At 71.8% G+C, this 14,069-nt stretch carries 17 protein-coding genes; 5 read left to right on the top strand and 12 right to left on the bottom strand.

Annotation, left to right across the window (positions count from 1 at the left end; all coding sequences use genetic code 11):
* Window positions 1-11: 11 nt before the first annotated feature.
* On the bottom strand, window positions 12-422 hold the full coding sequence (hisI, locus tag ACWIHT_RS17385; RefSeq protein ID WP_456168978.1) for a phosphoribosyl-AMP cyclohydrolase: 411 nt from the start codon (window positions 420-422) through the stop codon (window positions 12-14).
* Between the two features lie 105 nt (window positions 423-527).
* Between hisI and ACWIHT_RS17380 the strand changes: the two genes are divergently transcribed.
* Window positions 528-1,163 (top strand): TIGR03085 family metal-binding protein, encoded by a 636-nt coding sequence (locus ACWIHT_RS17380; protein ID WP_456168977.1) that lies wholly within the window; start codon window positions 528-530, stop codon window positions 1,161-1,163.
* A 95-nt stretch (window positions 1,164-1,258) separates the two neighbouring features.
* Here the strand turns inward: ACWIHT_RS17380 and hisF are convergent, their stop codons facing one another.
* From hisF to hisD, 8 genes are read right to left on the bottom strand one after another with little or no spacing between them, the layout of a single operon-like run.
* The gene (gene hisF / locus ACWIHT_RS17375; protein ID WP_262059920.1) at window positions 1,259-2,014 is read right to left on the bottom strand and encodes an imidazole glycerol phosphate synthase subunit HisF; all 756 of its coding nucleotides are present in this window, start codon (window positions 2,012-2,014) and stop codon (window positions 1,259-1,261) included.
* Complete coding sequence (locus ACWIHT_RS17370; RefSeq protein ID WP_456168976.1) at window positions 2,011-2,427, bottom strand: RidA family protein; 417 nt, start codon at window positions 2,425-2,427, stop codon at window positions 2,011-2,013. Before ACWIHT_RS17370 ends, hisF begins: the two co-directional genes overlap by 4 nt.
* A complete protein-coding gene (priA, locus tag ACWIHT_RS17365) occupies window positions 2,424-3,149 on the bottom strand; it encodes a bifunctional 1-(5-phosphoribosyl)-5-((5-phosphoribosylamino)methylideneamino)imidazole-4-carboxamide isomerase/phosphoribosylanthranilate isomerase PriA (protein ID WP_200714877.1) in 726 nt (241 codons plus the stop codon). Before priA ends, ACWIHT_RS17370 begins: the two co-directional genes overlap by 4 nt.
* A 3-nt stretch (window positions 3,150-3,152) precedes the next feature.
* Window positions 3,153-3,800 (bottom strand): imidazole glycerol phosphate synthase subunit HisH, encoded by a 648-nt coding sequence (hisH, locus tag ACWIHT_RS17360; RefSeq protein WP_456168975.1) that lies wholly within the window; start codon window positions 3,798-3,800, stop codon window positions 3,153-3,155.
* Window positions 3,791-3,955, bottom strand: a complete 165-nt coding sequence (locus ACWIHT_RS17355; RefSeq protein ID WP_456168974.1) for a hypothetical protein — start codon at window positions 3,953-3,955, stop codon at window positions 3,791-3,793. The genes hisH and ACWIHT_RS17355 overlap by 10 nt, the downstream gene beginning before the upstream one ends.
* Window positions 3,952-4,545 (bottom strand): imidazoleglycerol-phosphate dehydratase HisB, encoded by a 594-nt coding sequence (gene hisB, locus ACWIHT_RS17350; protein ID WP_043675308.1) that lies wholly within the window; start codon window positions 4,543-4,545, stop codon window positions 3,952-3,954. Before hisB ends, ACWIHT_RS17355 begins: the two co-directional genes overlap by 4 nt.
* Window positions 4,542-5,669 (bottom strand): histidinol-phosphate transaminase, encoded by a 1,128-nt coding sequence (locus ACWIHT_RS17345; protein ID WP_456168973.1) that lies wholly within the window; start codon window positions 5,667-5,669, stop codon window positions 4,542-4,544. The genes hisB and ACWIHT_RS17345 overlap by 4 nt, the downstream gene beginning before the upstream one ends.
* Window positions 5,645-6,970 carry a histidinol dehydrogenase gene (gene hisD / locus ACWIHT_RS17340; RefSeq protein ID WP_456168972.1) on the bottom strand — a complete coding sequence of 442 codons (1,326 nt, stop codon included), beginning with the start codon at window positions 6,968-6,970 and terminating at the stop codon, window positions 5,645-5,647. The genes ACWIHT_RS17345 and hisD overlap by 25 nt, the downstream gene beginning before the upstream one ends.
* Window positions 6,971-7,140: 170 nt before the next feature.
* On the opposite strand from hisD, the gene ACWIHT_RS17335 reads away from it, so the two are divergent.
* From ACWIHT_RS17335 to ybaK, 4 genes are all read left to right on the top strand, one after another.
* The gene (locus ACWIHT_RS17335) at window positions 7,141-8,718 is read left to right on the top strand and encodes an oxidoreductase (RefSeq protein ID WP_456168971.1); all 1,578 of its coding nucleotides are present in this window, start codon (window positions 7,141-7,143) and stop codon (window positions 8,716-8,718) included.
* 139 nt (window positions 8,719-8,857) lie between these two features.
* Window positions 8,858-9,964, top strand: coding sequence for a hypothetical protein (locus ACWIHT_RS17330; RefSeq protein WP_456168970.1), 1,107 nt, complete (start codon window positions 8,858-8,860; stop codon window positions 9,962-9,964).
* A gap of 11 nt (window positions 9,965-9,975) precedes the next feature.
* Window positions 9,976-10,719: an LON peptidase substrate-binding domain-containing protein gene (locus ACWIHT_RS17325; RefSeq protein WP_456168969.1), complete on the top strand. Its 744-nt coding sequence runs from the start codon at window positions 9,976-9,978 to the stop codon at window positions 10,717-10,719.
* Between the two features lie 7 nt (window positions 10,720-10,726).
* Window positions 10,727-11,239: a Cys-tRNA(Pro) deacylase gene (gene ybaK, locus ACWIHT_RS17320; RefSeq protein ID WP_456168968.1), complete on the top strand. Its 513-nt coding sequence runs from the start codon at window positions 10,727-10,729 to the stop codon at window positions 11,237-11,239.
* A 220-nt stretch (window positions 11,240-11,459) separates the two neighbouring features.
* On the opposite strand, the gene ACWIHT_RS17315 is transcribed toward ybaK, so the two are convergent.
* From ACWIHT_RS17315 to ACWIHT_RS17305, 3 genes are all read right to left on the bottom strand, one after another.
* Window positions 11,460-12,167, bottom strand: coding sequence for a DUF2567 domain-containing protein (locus tag ACWIHT_RS17315; protein WP_456168967.1), 708 nt, complete (start codon window positions 12,165-12,167; stop codon window positions 11,460-11,462).
* Between the two features lie 34 nt (window positions 12,168-12,201).
* The gene (locus tag ACWIHT_RS17310) at window positions 12,202-13,029 is read right to left on the bottom strand and encodes an ABC transporter permease (protein WP_456168966.1); all 828 of its coding nucleotides are present in this window, start codon (window positions 13,027-13,029) and stop codon (window positions 12,202-12,204) included.
* Between the two features lie 64 nt (window positions 13,030-13,093).
* Entirely contained in the window at window positions 13,094-14,065 is a 972-nt protein-coding gene (locus ACWIHT_RS17305) for an ABC transporter ATP-binding protein (protein WP_456169272.1), read from the bottom strand.
* Between the last annotated feature and the right edge of the window lie 4 nt (window positions 14,066-14,069).

Raw genomic sequence — 14,069 nt, 5'->3', positions numbered from 1 at the left:
GGCGGCTGACCCTACTGATCCGAGGCGGCGGTGCCGGAATCAGCGCCGTCCTTGAGGTGAGCCTCTTCGAGGAGCACGTCCGCGTCGAAGCAGGTGCGGGCGCCGGTGTGGCAGGCGGCGCCGATCTGGTCGACCTTCACCAGGACCGTGTCCGCGTCGCAGTCCAGGGCGACGGACTTCACGTGCTGGAAGTGGCCGGACGTGTCGCCCTTGACCCAGTACTCCCGGCGGCTGCGGGACCAGTAGGTGCAGCGGCCGGTCGTCAGGGTGCGGTGCAGCGCCTCGTCGTCCATCCAGCCGAGCATGAGCACCTCACCGGTGTCGTACTGCTGGGCGATGGCGGGGACGAGCCCGTCGGCGCTCCGCTTGAGGCGGGCGGCGATCTCGGGATCGAGGCTGCTGGACTGGGGCGCGCTGGTCATGGGGCCATTGTGCCGCGCGGCACCGACAGTCCCGGTCGACGTCCACTGTGCGGACCGGCCAGGCGTCCACTGTGCGGAGCGGACGGGCGGTCGTAGGCTGACGGTATGTCGACCTTCGCCAAGCGTGAACGACTTCTTCTCGCCGACCTCCTGGAGACGACGGGCCCGGACGCCCCGACCCTCTGCGAGGGCTGGCGGACCCGTGATCTGGCCGCGCACGTGGTGGTGCGCGAGCGCCGCGCGGACGCCGCCGGCGGCATCATGATCAAGCAGCTCGCGCCGCGTCTGGACCGGGTGATGGCGGAGTTCGCGGCGAAGCCGTACGAGGAGCTGATCCAGCTGATCCGTACCGGCCCGCCGCGCTTCTCGCCGTTCCAGCTCAAGCAGCTCGACGAGGCGTCCAACACGGTCGAGTTCTACGTGCACACCGAGGACGTGCGGCGGGCCCAGGAGGACTGGACTCCGCGCGAGCTGGACCCGGTGTTCCAGGACGCCCTGTGGTCCAAGCTGGAGCGCATGGCCAGGCTGGTGGGCCGGAGCGCGCCGACCGGGCTTGTGCTGCGCCGCCCGGACGGGCAGACGGCGGTCGCCCACAAGGGGGCGCCGGTCGTGACGGTGACCGGTGAGCCCTCGGAGCTGCTGCTGTTCGCGCACGGCCGGCAGAACGTGGCCAAGGTGGAGCTGGACGGCGACGAGAACGCGATCGCCAAGCTCCAGGAGGCCAAGCAGCTGGGGATCTGAGAGGTCGGGTAAGCCCCGACCGCCAGGCGGCCGGGGCTTACAACACCGCTGATGACACCCGCTGATGACATCCGCCAATGACACCTCTACGGGTGTCACCGCACCGGATGTCCCGCTTCCCTGAGCGCCTGCTTGACCTCGCCGATCCGCAGATCGCCGAAGTGGAAGACGGAGGCCGCCAGCACCGCGTCCGCGCCCGCCGCGACCGCGGGCGGGAAGTCGGCGAGCTTGCCCGCGCCGCCGGAGGCGATGACCGGGACGGTCACGTGCTTGCGGACGGCCGCGATCATCTCCAGGTCGTAGCCGTCCTTGGTGCCGTCCGCGTCCATCGAGTTGAGCAGGATCTCCCCCGCGCCCAACTCGGCGGCCCGGTGCGCCCATTCGACGGCGTCGATGCCGGTGCCCTTGCGGCCGCCGTGGGTGGTCACTTCGAAGGACCCGCTGTCTGTCCTCCGCGCGTCCACCGACAGGACCAGCACCTGGCGGCCGAACCGCTCCGCGATCTCCTTGATCAGCTCCGGCCGGTTGATCGCCGCCGTGTTGACGCCGACCTTGTCCGCGCCCGCGCGCAGCAGCTTGTCCACGTCCTCGGCCGTGCGGACGCCGCCGCCGACCGTGAGTGGGATGAAGACCTGCTCGGCGGTGCGGCGGACCACGTCGTACGTCGTCTCCCGGTTGCCGGAGGACGCGGTGATGTCCAGGAAGGTCAGCTCGTCGGCGCCCTCGGCGTCGTAGACCTTGGCCATCTCGACGGGGTCGCCGGCGTCGCGCAGGTTCTGGAAGTTGACGCCCTTGACGACCCGGCCGTTGTCGACGTCCAGGCAGGGGATCACGCGTACGGCGAGGGTCATGAGGAACCCTCCCCGCGCGGCGCGGCCGGGTCCCGGTACGCCTCCACCTCGACCTCGACGACCAGGCTGGGGTCGACGAAGCCGGACACGATGATCATCGAGGCGGCGGGGCGGATCGCGTCGAAGAGTTCCTTGTGTGCGCGGCCCACGTCCTCGACGTCCCGGGCGTGGGTGATGTACATACGGGTGCGCACCACATCGGCGGGGCCGAGGCCCAGGTGTTCCAGCGCCGCGAACGCGACGTTGAACGCGTTGACCGTCTGCTCGTAGGGACCGCCCCCGGCGATCTCGCCGTCCACTATCGACGTGCACCCGGAGATCAGCACCAGGCCGTTCGGCAGTTCCACCGCGCGGGAGTAGCCGAAGGCGTCCTCCCAGGGCGCGCCGGTCGACACGCGTCGTAGCTCGGTCACCGGGCCACCGCCTCCAAGGCCTCTTCGAGAGTGAACGCCTTCGCGTAGAGGGCCTTCCCGACGATGGAGCCCTCGACACCGAGGGGTACCAGCTCGGCGATGGCGCGGAGGTCGTCGAGCGACGACACGCCGCCGGAGGCCACGACCGGGCGGTCGGTCGCCGCGCAGACGTTGCGCAGCAGCTCCAGGTTGGGGCCCTGGAGGGTGCCGTCCTTGGCGATGTCGGTGACCACGTAGCGGGCGCAGCCCTCGGAGTTGAGGCGGTCCAGCGTCTCGTAGAGGTCGCCGCCGTCCCGGGTCCAGCCCCGGCCGCGCAGGGTCGTGCCGCGTACGTCGAGGCCGACCGCGATCTTGTCGCCGTGCTCGGCGATGACCTTGGCGACCCACTCGGGGGTCTCCAGGGCGGCGGTGCCGAGGTTCACCCGGGTGCACCCGGTGGCGAGGGCGGCGGCGAGGGTGTCGTCGTCGCGGATGCCGCCGGACAGCTCGACCTTGATGTCCATGGCGCCGGCGACCTCGGCGATGAGCTTGCGGTTGTCGCCGGTGCCGAACGCGGCGTCCAGGTCGACGAGGTGCAGCCACTCGGCGCCGGAGCGCTGCCAGGCGAGGGCGGCCTCCAGGGGGGAGCCGTAGGAGGTCTCGGTCCCGGACTCGCCGTGGACGAGGCGGACGGCCTGGCCGTCGCGGACGTCGACGGCGGGGAGGAGTTCGAGCTTGGCCATGGTCTACAGGGTTCCGATCCAGTTGGTGAGCAGCTGCGCTCCGGCGTCGCCGGACTTCTCGGGGTGGAACTGGGTGGCCCACAGGGCGCCGTTCTCCACGGCGGCCACGAAGGGCTTGCCGTGCGTCGACCAGGTCACCAGGGGGGCGCGCATCGCCGGGTTCACGACTTCGAGGGACCAGTCGTGGACGGCGTAGGAGTGCACGAAGTAGAAGCGCGCGTCGGCGTCCAGCCCTGCGAAGAGCTGGGAGCCCGCCGGGGTGTCGACGGTGTTCCAGCCCATGTGGGGCACGATCTCGGCCTGGAGGGGCTCGACCGAGCCGGGCCACTCGTCCAGGCCCTCGGTCTCGACGCCGTGCTCGATGCCGCGCGCGAACAGGATCTGCATGCCGACGCAGATGCCCATCACCGGGCGCCCGCCGGCGAGCCGGCGGCCGACGATCCAGTCGCCGCGCGCCGAGCGCAGGCCCTCCATGCAGGCGGCGAAGGCGCCGACGCCGGGCACCAGCAGCCCGTCCGCGTTCATGGCCTTGTCGTAGTCACGCGTTATCTCGACCTCGGCGCCCGCGCGCGCGAGGGCACGTTCGGCGGACCGGACGTTCCCGAAGCCGTAGTCGAAGACGACTACCTTCTTCGCTGGACTCAATTCCACACCTCCAGCCTCATGACCCCGGCCACCAGGCACAAGGCGGCGGAGACGGCGACCAGCACGATGAGCTGGCGCGGCATCTTCTGCTTGACGAAGGAGTAGACCCCGCCGAGCAGGAAGAGTCCGACGACGATCAGGATGCTCGACAGGCCGGTCACAGCGCGCCCTTCGTGGAGGGGAGGATGCCGGCCGCGCGCGGGTCGCGCTCGGAGGCGTAGCGCAGGGCGCGCGCGAGGGCCTTGAACTGGCACTCCACGATGTGGTGCGCGTTGCGCCCGTACGGCACGTGCACGTGCAGGGCGATCTGGGCCTGGGCCACGAAGGACTCCAGGATGTGCCGGGTCATCGTGGTGTCGTACTCGCCGATCATCGGCGCCATGTTCTCGGGCTCGGTGTGCACGAGGTAGGGGCGGCCGGACAGGTCGACGGTCACCTGGGCGAGGGACTCGTCCAGCGGGACCGTGCAGTTGCCGAACCGGTAGATGCCGACCTTGTCGCCGAGCGCCTGCTTGAAGGCGGCGCCGAGGGCGAGGGCGGTGTCCTCGATGGTGTGGTGCGAGTCGATGTGGAGATCGCCCTCGGTCTTCACGGTGAGGTCGAACAGACCGTGCCGGCCGAGCTGGTCGAGCATGTGATCGTAGAAGCCGACTCCTGTCGACACGTCGACCTTGCCGTGTCCGTCGAGATCGATCTCGACGAGGACCGAGGTCTCCTTCGTCGTCCGCTCCACTCGTCCAACGCGGTTCATGCGCTCTGCTCCTTCTTCAGTTCACGGACCGCGTCGAGGAACGCGTCGTTCTCTTCGGGGGTTCCGGCGGAGACCCGCAGCCACCCCGGGATGCCGTTGTCCCGGACCAGGACACCCCGGTCGAGGATCGCCTGCCAGGCGGTGTGGGAGTCTTCGAACCGCCCGAACTGCACGAAGTTGGCGTCGGACTCGACGACTTCACACCCGAGAGCCCGCAACTCCCGTACCAGCCGGTCCCGTTCGCCCTTCAGCTGCTCCACATACCCGAGCAGGGTGTCGGTGTGCTCCAGGGCGGCCAGCGCGGTCGCCTGGGTGACGGCCGACAAGTGGTAGGGCAGCCTTACGAGTTGGACGGCGTCGACGACCGCCGGGTGCGCGGCGAGATAGCCCAGGCGCAGCCCTGCCGCCCCGAACGCCTTCGACATCGTCCGCGAGACGACGAGATTCGGCCGACCTTCGAGCAGCGGCAGCAGCGACTCGCCGTGGCTGAACTCGATGTACGCCTCGTCGACGATCACCATCGACGGCTTGGCGGCCTGCGCGGCCTCGTAGAGCGCGAGGACCGTCTCGGGCGGAACGGCGTTGCCCGTGGGGTTGTTGGGGGTCGTGATGAACACGACGTCGGGCTTGTGCTCCGCGATCCAGCGCTCGGCGGCGGCGAGATCCATGGTGAAGTCCGCGTTGCGCGGCCCGGAGATCCAACCGGTCCCCGTGCCGCGCGCGATGAGCGCGTGCATCGAGTACGACGGCTCGAAGCCGATCGCGGTGCGGCCGGGGCCGCCGAAGGTCTGGAGCAGTTGCTGGATGACCTCGTTGGAGCCGTTGGCCGCCCACACGTTCTCGGCGCCGACCCGGTAACCGCCGGTCTTCGTGAGGTAGTTGGCCAGCTCGGTGCGCAACTCGACCGCGTCCCGGTCCGGGTAGCGGTTGAGGCTGCGGGCGGCCTCGCGGACCCGCTCCGCGATCCGCTCGACCAGCGCCTCGGGCAGCGGGTAGGGGTTCTCGTTGGTGTTCAGCCGTACGGGGACGTCCAACTGGGGCGCGCCATAAGGGGACTTGCCGCGCAGTTCGTCCCGTACGGGAAGATCGTCGATGCCGGTCACTTGCTCTCTGGAACCTTCCATCCGAACCTCGCCTTGACCGCCGCGCCGTGCGCCGGCAGGTCCTCCGCCTCCGCCAGCGTCACCACGTGATGCGCTACGTCGGCGAGGGCGTCGCGGGTGTAGTCGACGATGTGGATGCCGCGCAGGAAGGACTGCACGGAGAGCCCGGAGGAGTGGCAGGCGCAACCGCCGGTCGGCAGCACGTGGTTGGAGCCGGCCGCGTAGTCGCCCAGCGAGACGGGCGCCCAGGGGCCGACGAAGATCGCGCCCGCGTTCCGCACCCGGTCGGCGACGGCGGCGGCGTCCGCCGTCTGGATCTCCAGGTGCTCCGCGCCGTACGCGTCGACGACCCGGAGCCCCTCCTCGATGCCGTCGACCAGGACGATCGCGGACTGCCTGCCCGCGAGGGCCGGGGCGATCCGGTCCTCGATGTGCTTGGTGGCCGCGACCTGCGGTTCGAGTTCCTTCTCGACCGCGTCCGCGAGCGTGACGGAGTCCGTGACCAGGACAGCGGCGGCGAGCGGGTCGTGCTCGGCCTGGCTGATCAGGTCGGCGGCGACGTGCACAGGGTCGGCGGTGTCGTCCGCCAGGACCGCGATCTCGGTGGGTCCGGCCTCGGTGTCGATGCCGATCTTGCCCGTGAAGTAGCGCTTGGCGGCGGCGACCCAGATGTTGCCGGGCCCGGTGACCATGTTGGCGGGCGCGCAGGACTCGGTGCCGTGGGCGAACATCGCGACGGCCTGGGCGCCACCGACGGCGTAGACCTCGTCGACGCCGAGCAGCGCGCACGCGGCGAGGATCGTCGGGTGCGGCAGCCCGCCGAAGTCCGCCTGCGGCGGCGAGGCGAGCGCGACGGAGCCGACGCCTGCCTCCTGCGCGGGGACGACGTTCATGATCACGGACGACGCGTAGACCGAGCGCCCGCCGGGCGCGTACAGCCCCACCCGGTCGACCGGCACCCACTTCTCGGTGACGGAACCGCCGGGCACGACCTGCGTGGTGTGGGTCGTACGGCGCTGCGCGCGGTGGACGAGCCGGGCGCGCCGGGCGGACTCCTCCAGGGCCGCGCGGACGGCGGGGTCGAGCTGTTCCAGAGCCTCGCTCAGCGCCTCGGCCGGGACCCGTACCGATTCCAGCCGCACGCCGTCGAACTTCTCGGCGAAGTCGATCAGCGCCGCGTCGCCCCGATGATGCACGGCCTCGCAGATCGGACGCACCTTCTCCAGGGCGGCCGAGACGTCGAAGTCGGCTCGGGGCAGCAGGTCGCGCAGGGCGGGCCCTTCGGGGAGGGCGTCACCGCGCAGATCGATTCGGGAGATCACGCGCCAATTCTCTCAGACGGCGATCGGGCGTCGTCCGCGCGTATCAATGGCTGATACAGAACGTGGCCGGAACCCGGAAGATCCCCTTCACGTCTAGTGTTCCGGGCGTTACTCAGCGGGCATGAACAGCTGTGCGAAACCCGTGAGCAGTCGAGAGGGATGACAGAGCAGTGACCGAGGGTGCCGGCCTCCGCGCGGGGGATGTGCCGGACGATGCGAGCGCCGCCGAGGCCGGGATGTGGCAGGCCTTCCGCAACGGCAGTGTGTACGACCTGAGCAGCGGCGACACCGTCGTCGACGATCCGCACGGCGGACATCCGTGGGGCCCGGAGCGGACCGTACGGGCCCGGTTCGTGTGCTGGCTGCTCCTGGACGGGCCGCCCGCGCTGTCGGGCCGGGTGGCCTCGCTGAAACTCACCGGAGTGCAGATCAGCGGCACCCTGGACCTGGCGGGCGGCACGATCCACCCGTTCGTCGAGCTGAAGGGCTGCCGCTTCGAGCACGAGATCCTGCTGCCGGAGGCCCGCTTCCAGACCGTACGGCTGGTGGACTGCTCGGTGCCGCGGCTGGAGGCGGCGCGGGTGCACACGGAGGGTGACCTGCATCTGCCGCGCTGCCGGTTCCACAACGGGGTACGGCTGACCGACGCGCACATCGGCACCGATCTGCTGCTCAACCAGGCGATCGTGTACCGGGACCGCACGGGCCGTTCGATCGCCGCGGACGGCATGACCGTGGGCCAGGATCTTCAGGCCGAACTCCTGGAATCGCACGGTGAGTTGAGCCTGCGCAGCGCGAAGGTCGGCGTCTCGCTGAGTCTGCGCGGTGCCCGGCTGGCCAACCCGTACTCCCGACTCGCCCTGAACGCGCCGCAGTTGACCGTCGGCCGCACCCTGTACCTCACCCCGGCGGGCGTCGGCGGCCCCTGGCTGAGCGGCACCACACCCGCGCGCGGGACCCGCATCCAGCGTTTCACGTGCCAGGGCGGAGTGCGCCTGGACGACGGGCGGTTCGGGGACGCGGTGGACCTGGAGCGGGCCCGGTTCACCTTCACGGACGACCAGGAGCTGTCGCTGCTGCGCGTCCAGGCGCCCGAACTGCGCTTCCTCGGGGAGAGACCGCGGCGCGGGAAGGTGGTGCTGTCGGGGGCGCGGGTCGTCAACCTCATTGACGGCAAGGACAGTTGGCCGGGTCCGGGCAACCTCCACATGGGCGGCTTCGGGTACGAGAACCTCGTACCGCAGGGCCCGTTCCCGCTGGCGGCCCGGCTCGACTGGGTGGCCGCCGCGACCGCCGAGTACAACCCGGAGCCGTACGAGCGGCTCGCGACCGTGCTGCGCAACGCCGGTGAGGACGAGGACGCGCGCGAGGTGCTGCTCGCCAAGCAGCGGCGGCGCCGGGAGAGCCTGCCCGTCGCGGCGAAGCTGTGGGGGTTCGCGCAGGACTGGACGGTGGCCTACGGGTACCGGCCGGGCCGGGCCGCCGTATGGATGGCGGTGCTGTGGGCGGCCGGTTCGCTGGCCTTCACGCACGCGGACCATGTGCCGGTGAACCCGAGCGGGCATCCGCCGTGGAGTCCGGCGCTGTTCGCGCTGGATCTGCTGCTGCCGGTGATCGACCTGGGGCAGGTGGGGCAGTGGCAGTTGCACGGGGGCTGGCAGTGGCTGTCCGTGGCGCTGATCCTGCTGGGCTGGATCCTCGCGACGACGGTGGCGGCGGGGGCGACCCGGCTGCTCAGGCGCGGATGACCAGTGGCCGCGCACAGCACTCGAACAGGTGAGCAAAAGTCACCTTTTACCGGGCCTTGACCGAGACGCGTACAACTTTCCACGGGGTGCTCAAACGGTCTGGCGCACTCCGGATCCCGGTCATTCAATGGTCGGCACCATGGCTCTGCTGCGCGACTTCATCCGCACCGCCCGGATGGCAAGGAGCACCTCGCGGCCCGCCGCCGGACTGCCGGCCGACGACGAGGTCCTCCTCGACGCGCCCGACGACCGGCTCGGCCCCGCGCTGGTCGCGGCCGGACGCGGCGAGTACGGGCCGGCCGCCGAGCTGCTGGCCGCCACCCGCGCGTCCGCCGAGTGGGAGGACCGCGACCGTTACACGCGCCGCCTCTCGGCCTTCGCCCGCTCCCGCCCCGAGTGGCTGGCCGCCTGGCACGCCGCCGACCCGCACGACCCCGACGCGCTGCTGGTCGGCGCCCAGCTGGCGGTGGACCGCTGCTGGGTATCGCCCGCCCGCGTCGAACTGCTCGGCGAACTCGGCCCGTTGATCGCGGCGGCGGCCGAGGCCGAACCGCGCGACCCGGTGCCCTGGCGGATCGCCCTGGACCACGCGCGGGGCACCCACGCCGGCCACGCCGCGTTCGAACGGCTGTGGGGCGAGGCGGTCCGCCGCTCCCCGCACCACTACGGCTGCCATGTGGCCGCCCTCCAGTACCTCTCGGCCGCCAGCCGCACCCCGCACACCGCGCGGCACTCCCACCGCGAGTGCTTCGACTTCGCCGAACGGGCCGCGCAGGACGCCCTGCCCGGCTCCCTCGTCCAGGCGCTGCCGGTGCGGGCCGCCTTCGCCTGTCTGACCGACGGCTGCGGCGCGACGGTGCCGCGCGCCCGGCTGGACACGGCGGCCGACCTCGGGATCGCCCTCTCGGCGGGCTACGCGGCGGCCGACCCCTGGCCCGCCGGGGTCCGCAACCTGCTGGCCTACGTCCTGGTCCGCCTCGAACGCTGGCCCGACGCCCTCGACCAGCTGCGCCTGATCGGCCCGTACGCCACGTCCTTCCCCTGGGACCGGATCTCGGACGACCCGCTCGGACAGTTCCTGGAAGTACGCGACGGAGTGCGGATCGCGGTCGCCTCGCACCTGCCGCTGGGCGGGCCGGTTCCGCCCTGTCTCACGGCGATTCCGGCGCAGCCGAGGGGCTTCGAGGACGCGCCGCCGTATCCACGGAGTGGGCACGACGGTCGCGCCCGCTCCCGCGACCACTAGGCTTTTGCGCCGTGACCACCGTCCGGCTGCCGCTCTTCCCCCTGAACTCGGTTCTGTTCCCGGGGCTCGTGCTTCCTCTGAACATTTTCGAGGAGCGCTATCGCGCCATGATGCGCGAACTGCTCAAGACCCCCGAGGAGGAACCGCGCCGATTCGCCGTCGTCGCCATCCGTGACGGCCACGAGGTGGCCCAGACCGCCCAGGGCATGCCGGACCAGACCGCCGTGCCCGAACGCGGGCCCACGGCGGGCTTCGGCCCCGACCCGCTCAAGGCCTTCCACTCCGTGGGCTGCGTCGCCGACGCGGCCACGATCCGCGAGCGCGCCGACGGCACCTTCGAGGTACTGGCGACGGGCACGACCCGGATGCGGCTGCTCACCGTGGACGCCTCGGGCCCGTTCCTGACGGCCGAGCTGGAGGAGCTGCCCGAGGAGAAGGGCGACGAGGCCGGCGCGCTGGCCGAGGGGGTGCTACGCGCGTTCCGCCAGTACCAGAAGCGCCTGGCGGGCGCCCGCGAGCGCTCCCTGTCGACCGGCGACGCGGAACTCCCCGACGAACCGGCGGTGGTCTCCTACCTGGTGGCCGCCGCGATGATGCTCGACACATCGACAAAGCAACGTCTGCTCCAGGCCCCCGACACCGCCTCCCGCCTGCGCGACGAGCTGAAGCTCCTGCGCTCCGAGACCGCCATCATCCGCAACCTGCCGTCCCTGCCCGCGTCCGAGCTGACACGCAACCCGACAAGCCTGAACTGAGACCCCGATGGCCAAGAAGTCCAGGAAGCAACAACAGCCCCAGTCCGGCGGCACTCCGGCGACCGTGGCCCTGACGGCCGCCGGAGTGCCGTACGAGGTGCACGCCTACGAGCACGACCCCGCCCACCCGTCCTACGGCGAGGAGGCGGCCGAGGCGATGGGTGTCTCCCCCGACCGCGTCTTCAAAACACTCGTCGCGGACGTGGACGGCACACTGACGGTGGCCGTGGTCCCGGTGGCGGGCCAGCTGGACCTGAAGGCCCTGGCGACGGCGGTGGGCGGCAAGCGCGCGGCGATGGCCGACCCGACCCTCGCCGAACGCACCACGGGCTATGTCCGCGGCGGCATCTCCCCGCTCGGCCAGCGCAAGAAGCTCCGCACGGTCCTCGACGACTCGGCCACCGCCCACCCCACGATCTGCGTCTCGGCGGGCCGCCGCGGCCTGGAGGTGGAACTCTCCCCCGAGGACCTGACCACCCTCACGGCAGCGGTACTGGCCCCCATCGGCCGTGCGTGTTAAGTACAAGGGGCATGTCGAAGAAAACCAGGAAACGAAAGTGGCGCATCAAGAAGCGCCGCTCGAACCATGGACACCGGCCGGCATAGAAACGCGGGTCGGCTATATCCAGCCCGTCCGGCGTTTGAGGACGAGGCCCCTTCAGGGCCGATCGGGGGTCTGGGGGCGCAGCCCCCAGTGACGGGACGGGAAGGGGCGGCGGGGGCGAAGAAACCCCCCGCCCCTACGACAGCGGCGCCCCGTACCCGTCCGTCGGAACCCCCTGCGGCTCAGGATCCCGCGGCCCGAACAACGCGGTCAGCCCCAGATGGACGACCAGCGCCGCGATGGACCAGGCCAGCAACGCCCCCTTCGCCCCCAGCTTCAGCGGCGCGGAGAACGTGACCCCCTTGCCCACGGACTTGGCATGCGCGAGCACGTCCTTCGTCGGCCCCAGCCACATCCCCAGCCGCCACGCGAGCAGCGAGGCGAGCAGCCCGCCCACGGTCAGCGCGACCACCAGCGGCACTCCCCCACGCCGCCGCAGCAGGAACGCGGCGACGGCACTCAGCACCCCGAAACCCACCCCGAGCAGAGTGAACGTTCCGTCCACCCCCACCGCCTGCTCGCCCTCGGAGTCCTTGAGGTAGACGACCCAGCTCTTGTCGACCACGTCCCCGACCAGCGGCACATGCGGGGCCAGCCACCACCACAGCAGCCCGAGCAGCACCCCGCCGAGCGCCACGACGACCGTGGCGACCACGGCCTCGATCAGCTCGGTCTTCATTCCGGGCCCGTCCGCGCCGTAGGAGACGTCCTGCGGGGCGTACACGGGATACCCGGCGCTCGGGTCACTGGAGGCGCCGGAAGTGCCCTGGTCACCCGGCGGCTGCCACGGGTCGTGCGGGGACTGGTCACGCGGCGGCGGGGGCGGAGTCAGCGGTGCGGTCACAACGCCATCGTGCCAGGCCCGGCTGTGCGGCGCGTCACCGGACGGCGGCCCGACGGTAGGCCCAGGCGGCGACGGCCAGCGAAACGACGCCGACCGCGGCGCATACGGCGAGGTCACCGAGGACCAGTGCCCAATCGGGGTGCGCCGCGAAGGTCTGCGCGAAGGCCTCCACGCCGTAGGTGGAGGGCACCAGGTCCCGCAGGAACCGCACCGCGTCGGGCATCCGGTCGGCCGGCAGCACCCCGAGCAGCAGTGCCGCGGACATGCCCAACTGGCCGAGCAGCGTGGCGAGTTCGGGGCGCGGCGCGAGCAGCCCCAGAGCAGCGCCGAGCCCGGCGAGGGCGGCTCCGGCGAGCGGGATCACGGCCGCGAGGATCCAGATGTTGCCCATCGGCAGCCCGAACAGCACACACCCGAAGACGGCGGTGAGCACGGTCCCCGGCACGGTGAAGGAGGCGTAGGCCCCGGCCGCGCCCAGCACCACCGCGGCGGGCGGCACCGGCAGGGTGGCGTAGTGGTCGAGCCCGCCGCTGCCGCGCAGCTGACCGAAGTACTGCGCGAGCAGGTTCAGCCCGACGTAGGCGACGACCAGCACGGACGAGCCCGCCACCACGAACCGGGCGTCGTGGCTCCCGCCGTCGACGACCCCGCGCATCATGATCAGGATGCCGACCGACTGGAAGGTCGCCACGAACAGCAGCGGGATCCGCGCGACCCGCGCCCGGGACAGCTGCGCCCGGTACACGGCGGCCAGCGAGGGCCACAGCCGCGCCTTCGGCCCCAGCTCGGCGGCGCCTGCCCCGGCGGCCTGTGGCACGGCCAGCGGGCCACTCGGCAGAACATCGGCGGATACGACACTCACGTCGCGCTGCTCCTCTCGACGCCGGCAGTCGCCCTGTCCCATACGGATACGACGGCCCGTGTACTCATGCCTTCACCAGCCCCTGTCCGTTGCCGCCCAGTGTCAGGTAGACGTCCTCCAGGCTGGGCGTGGCCAGGGTGAAGTCGTCCAGGGCGGCGAAGGCGGCCCCGCCGGTCACCGTGGCGACGGCCACCCGGGCCTCCTCGGGGGCGAGCCGGAGCGTCCAGCGGCGGCCGGACTCGACGGCCCGGTCCCGCAGCGCGGCGACCTCCGGGACGTCCAGCGGCGGTTTCTCCCGCCACACCAGCTCGACCCGGACCTCCCCGGCGACCTGTTCCTTGAGCCCGGCGGGGCTGTCGCAGGCGATGACCCGGCCCTGGTCGAGGACGGCGACCCGGTCGAGGACGGTCTCGGCCTCGATGACGTTGTGGGTGACGAGCAGCACGGTGGACCCGCGCTCGGCCCGGCGCCGGTCGACGGCGGCCCACACGGCCCGCCGGGCCACCGGATCCATCCCGGTGGTCGGCTCGTCGAGCACCAGCAGCGGGCGTTCCCCGACCAGCGCGGCGGCCACACACGCCAGCCGCCGCTGCCCGCCGGACAGCTTCTTCAGCGGCCGTCCGGCAATGGCCGTGAGCCCCAACTCGTCCAGTACGGCGTCCCGTTCGGCCCGTGCGTCGCGCAGGTCGAGGCCGCGCAGCCGCGCGGTGGTCTCGGCGGCGAGGGACACGGTGAGTTCGTCGAGCGCGGTGGACTCCTGGCCGAGGTAGGCGAGGATCCGCGCGGCGCGTTCCGGGTGGCGCACGATGTCGTGTCCGAGGATCTCGACGCTGCCGGCGTCGGGCCGCATGAGCCCGGTGAGCTGGCGTACGAGGGTGGACTTGCCGGCGCCGTTGGGTCCGAGCAGGCCGAAGATCTCGCCCCGGCGGATGTCGAGGGTCACCGCGTCGGTGGCCCGTACCTCGGGGGTGCCCGGCGCACCGCGTCGTCCGCGCACCGCCGGGTAGGTCTTGCTGAGTCCGCGCACCGCGCACACGACA

This window comes from Streptomyces sp. NPDC002276 (assembly GCF_053891435.1).
This window is presented reverse-complemented; position numbering and strand designations above follow the sequence as displayed.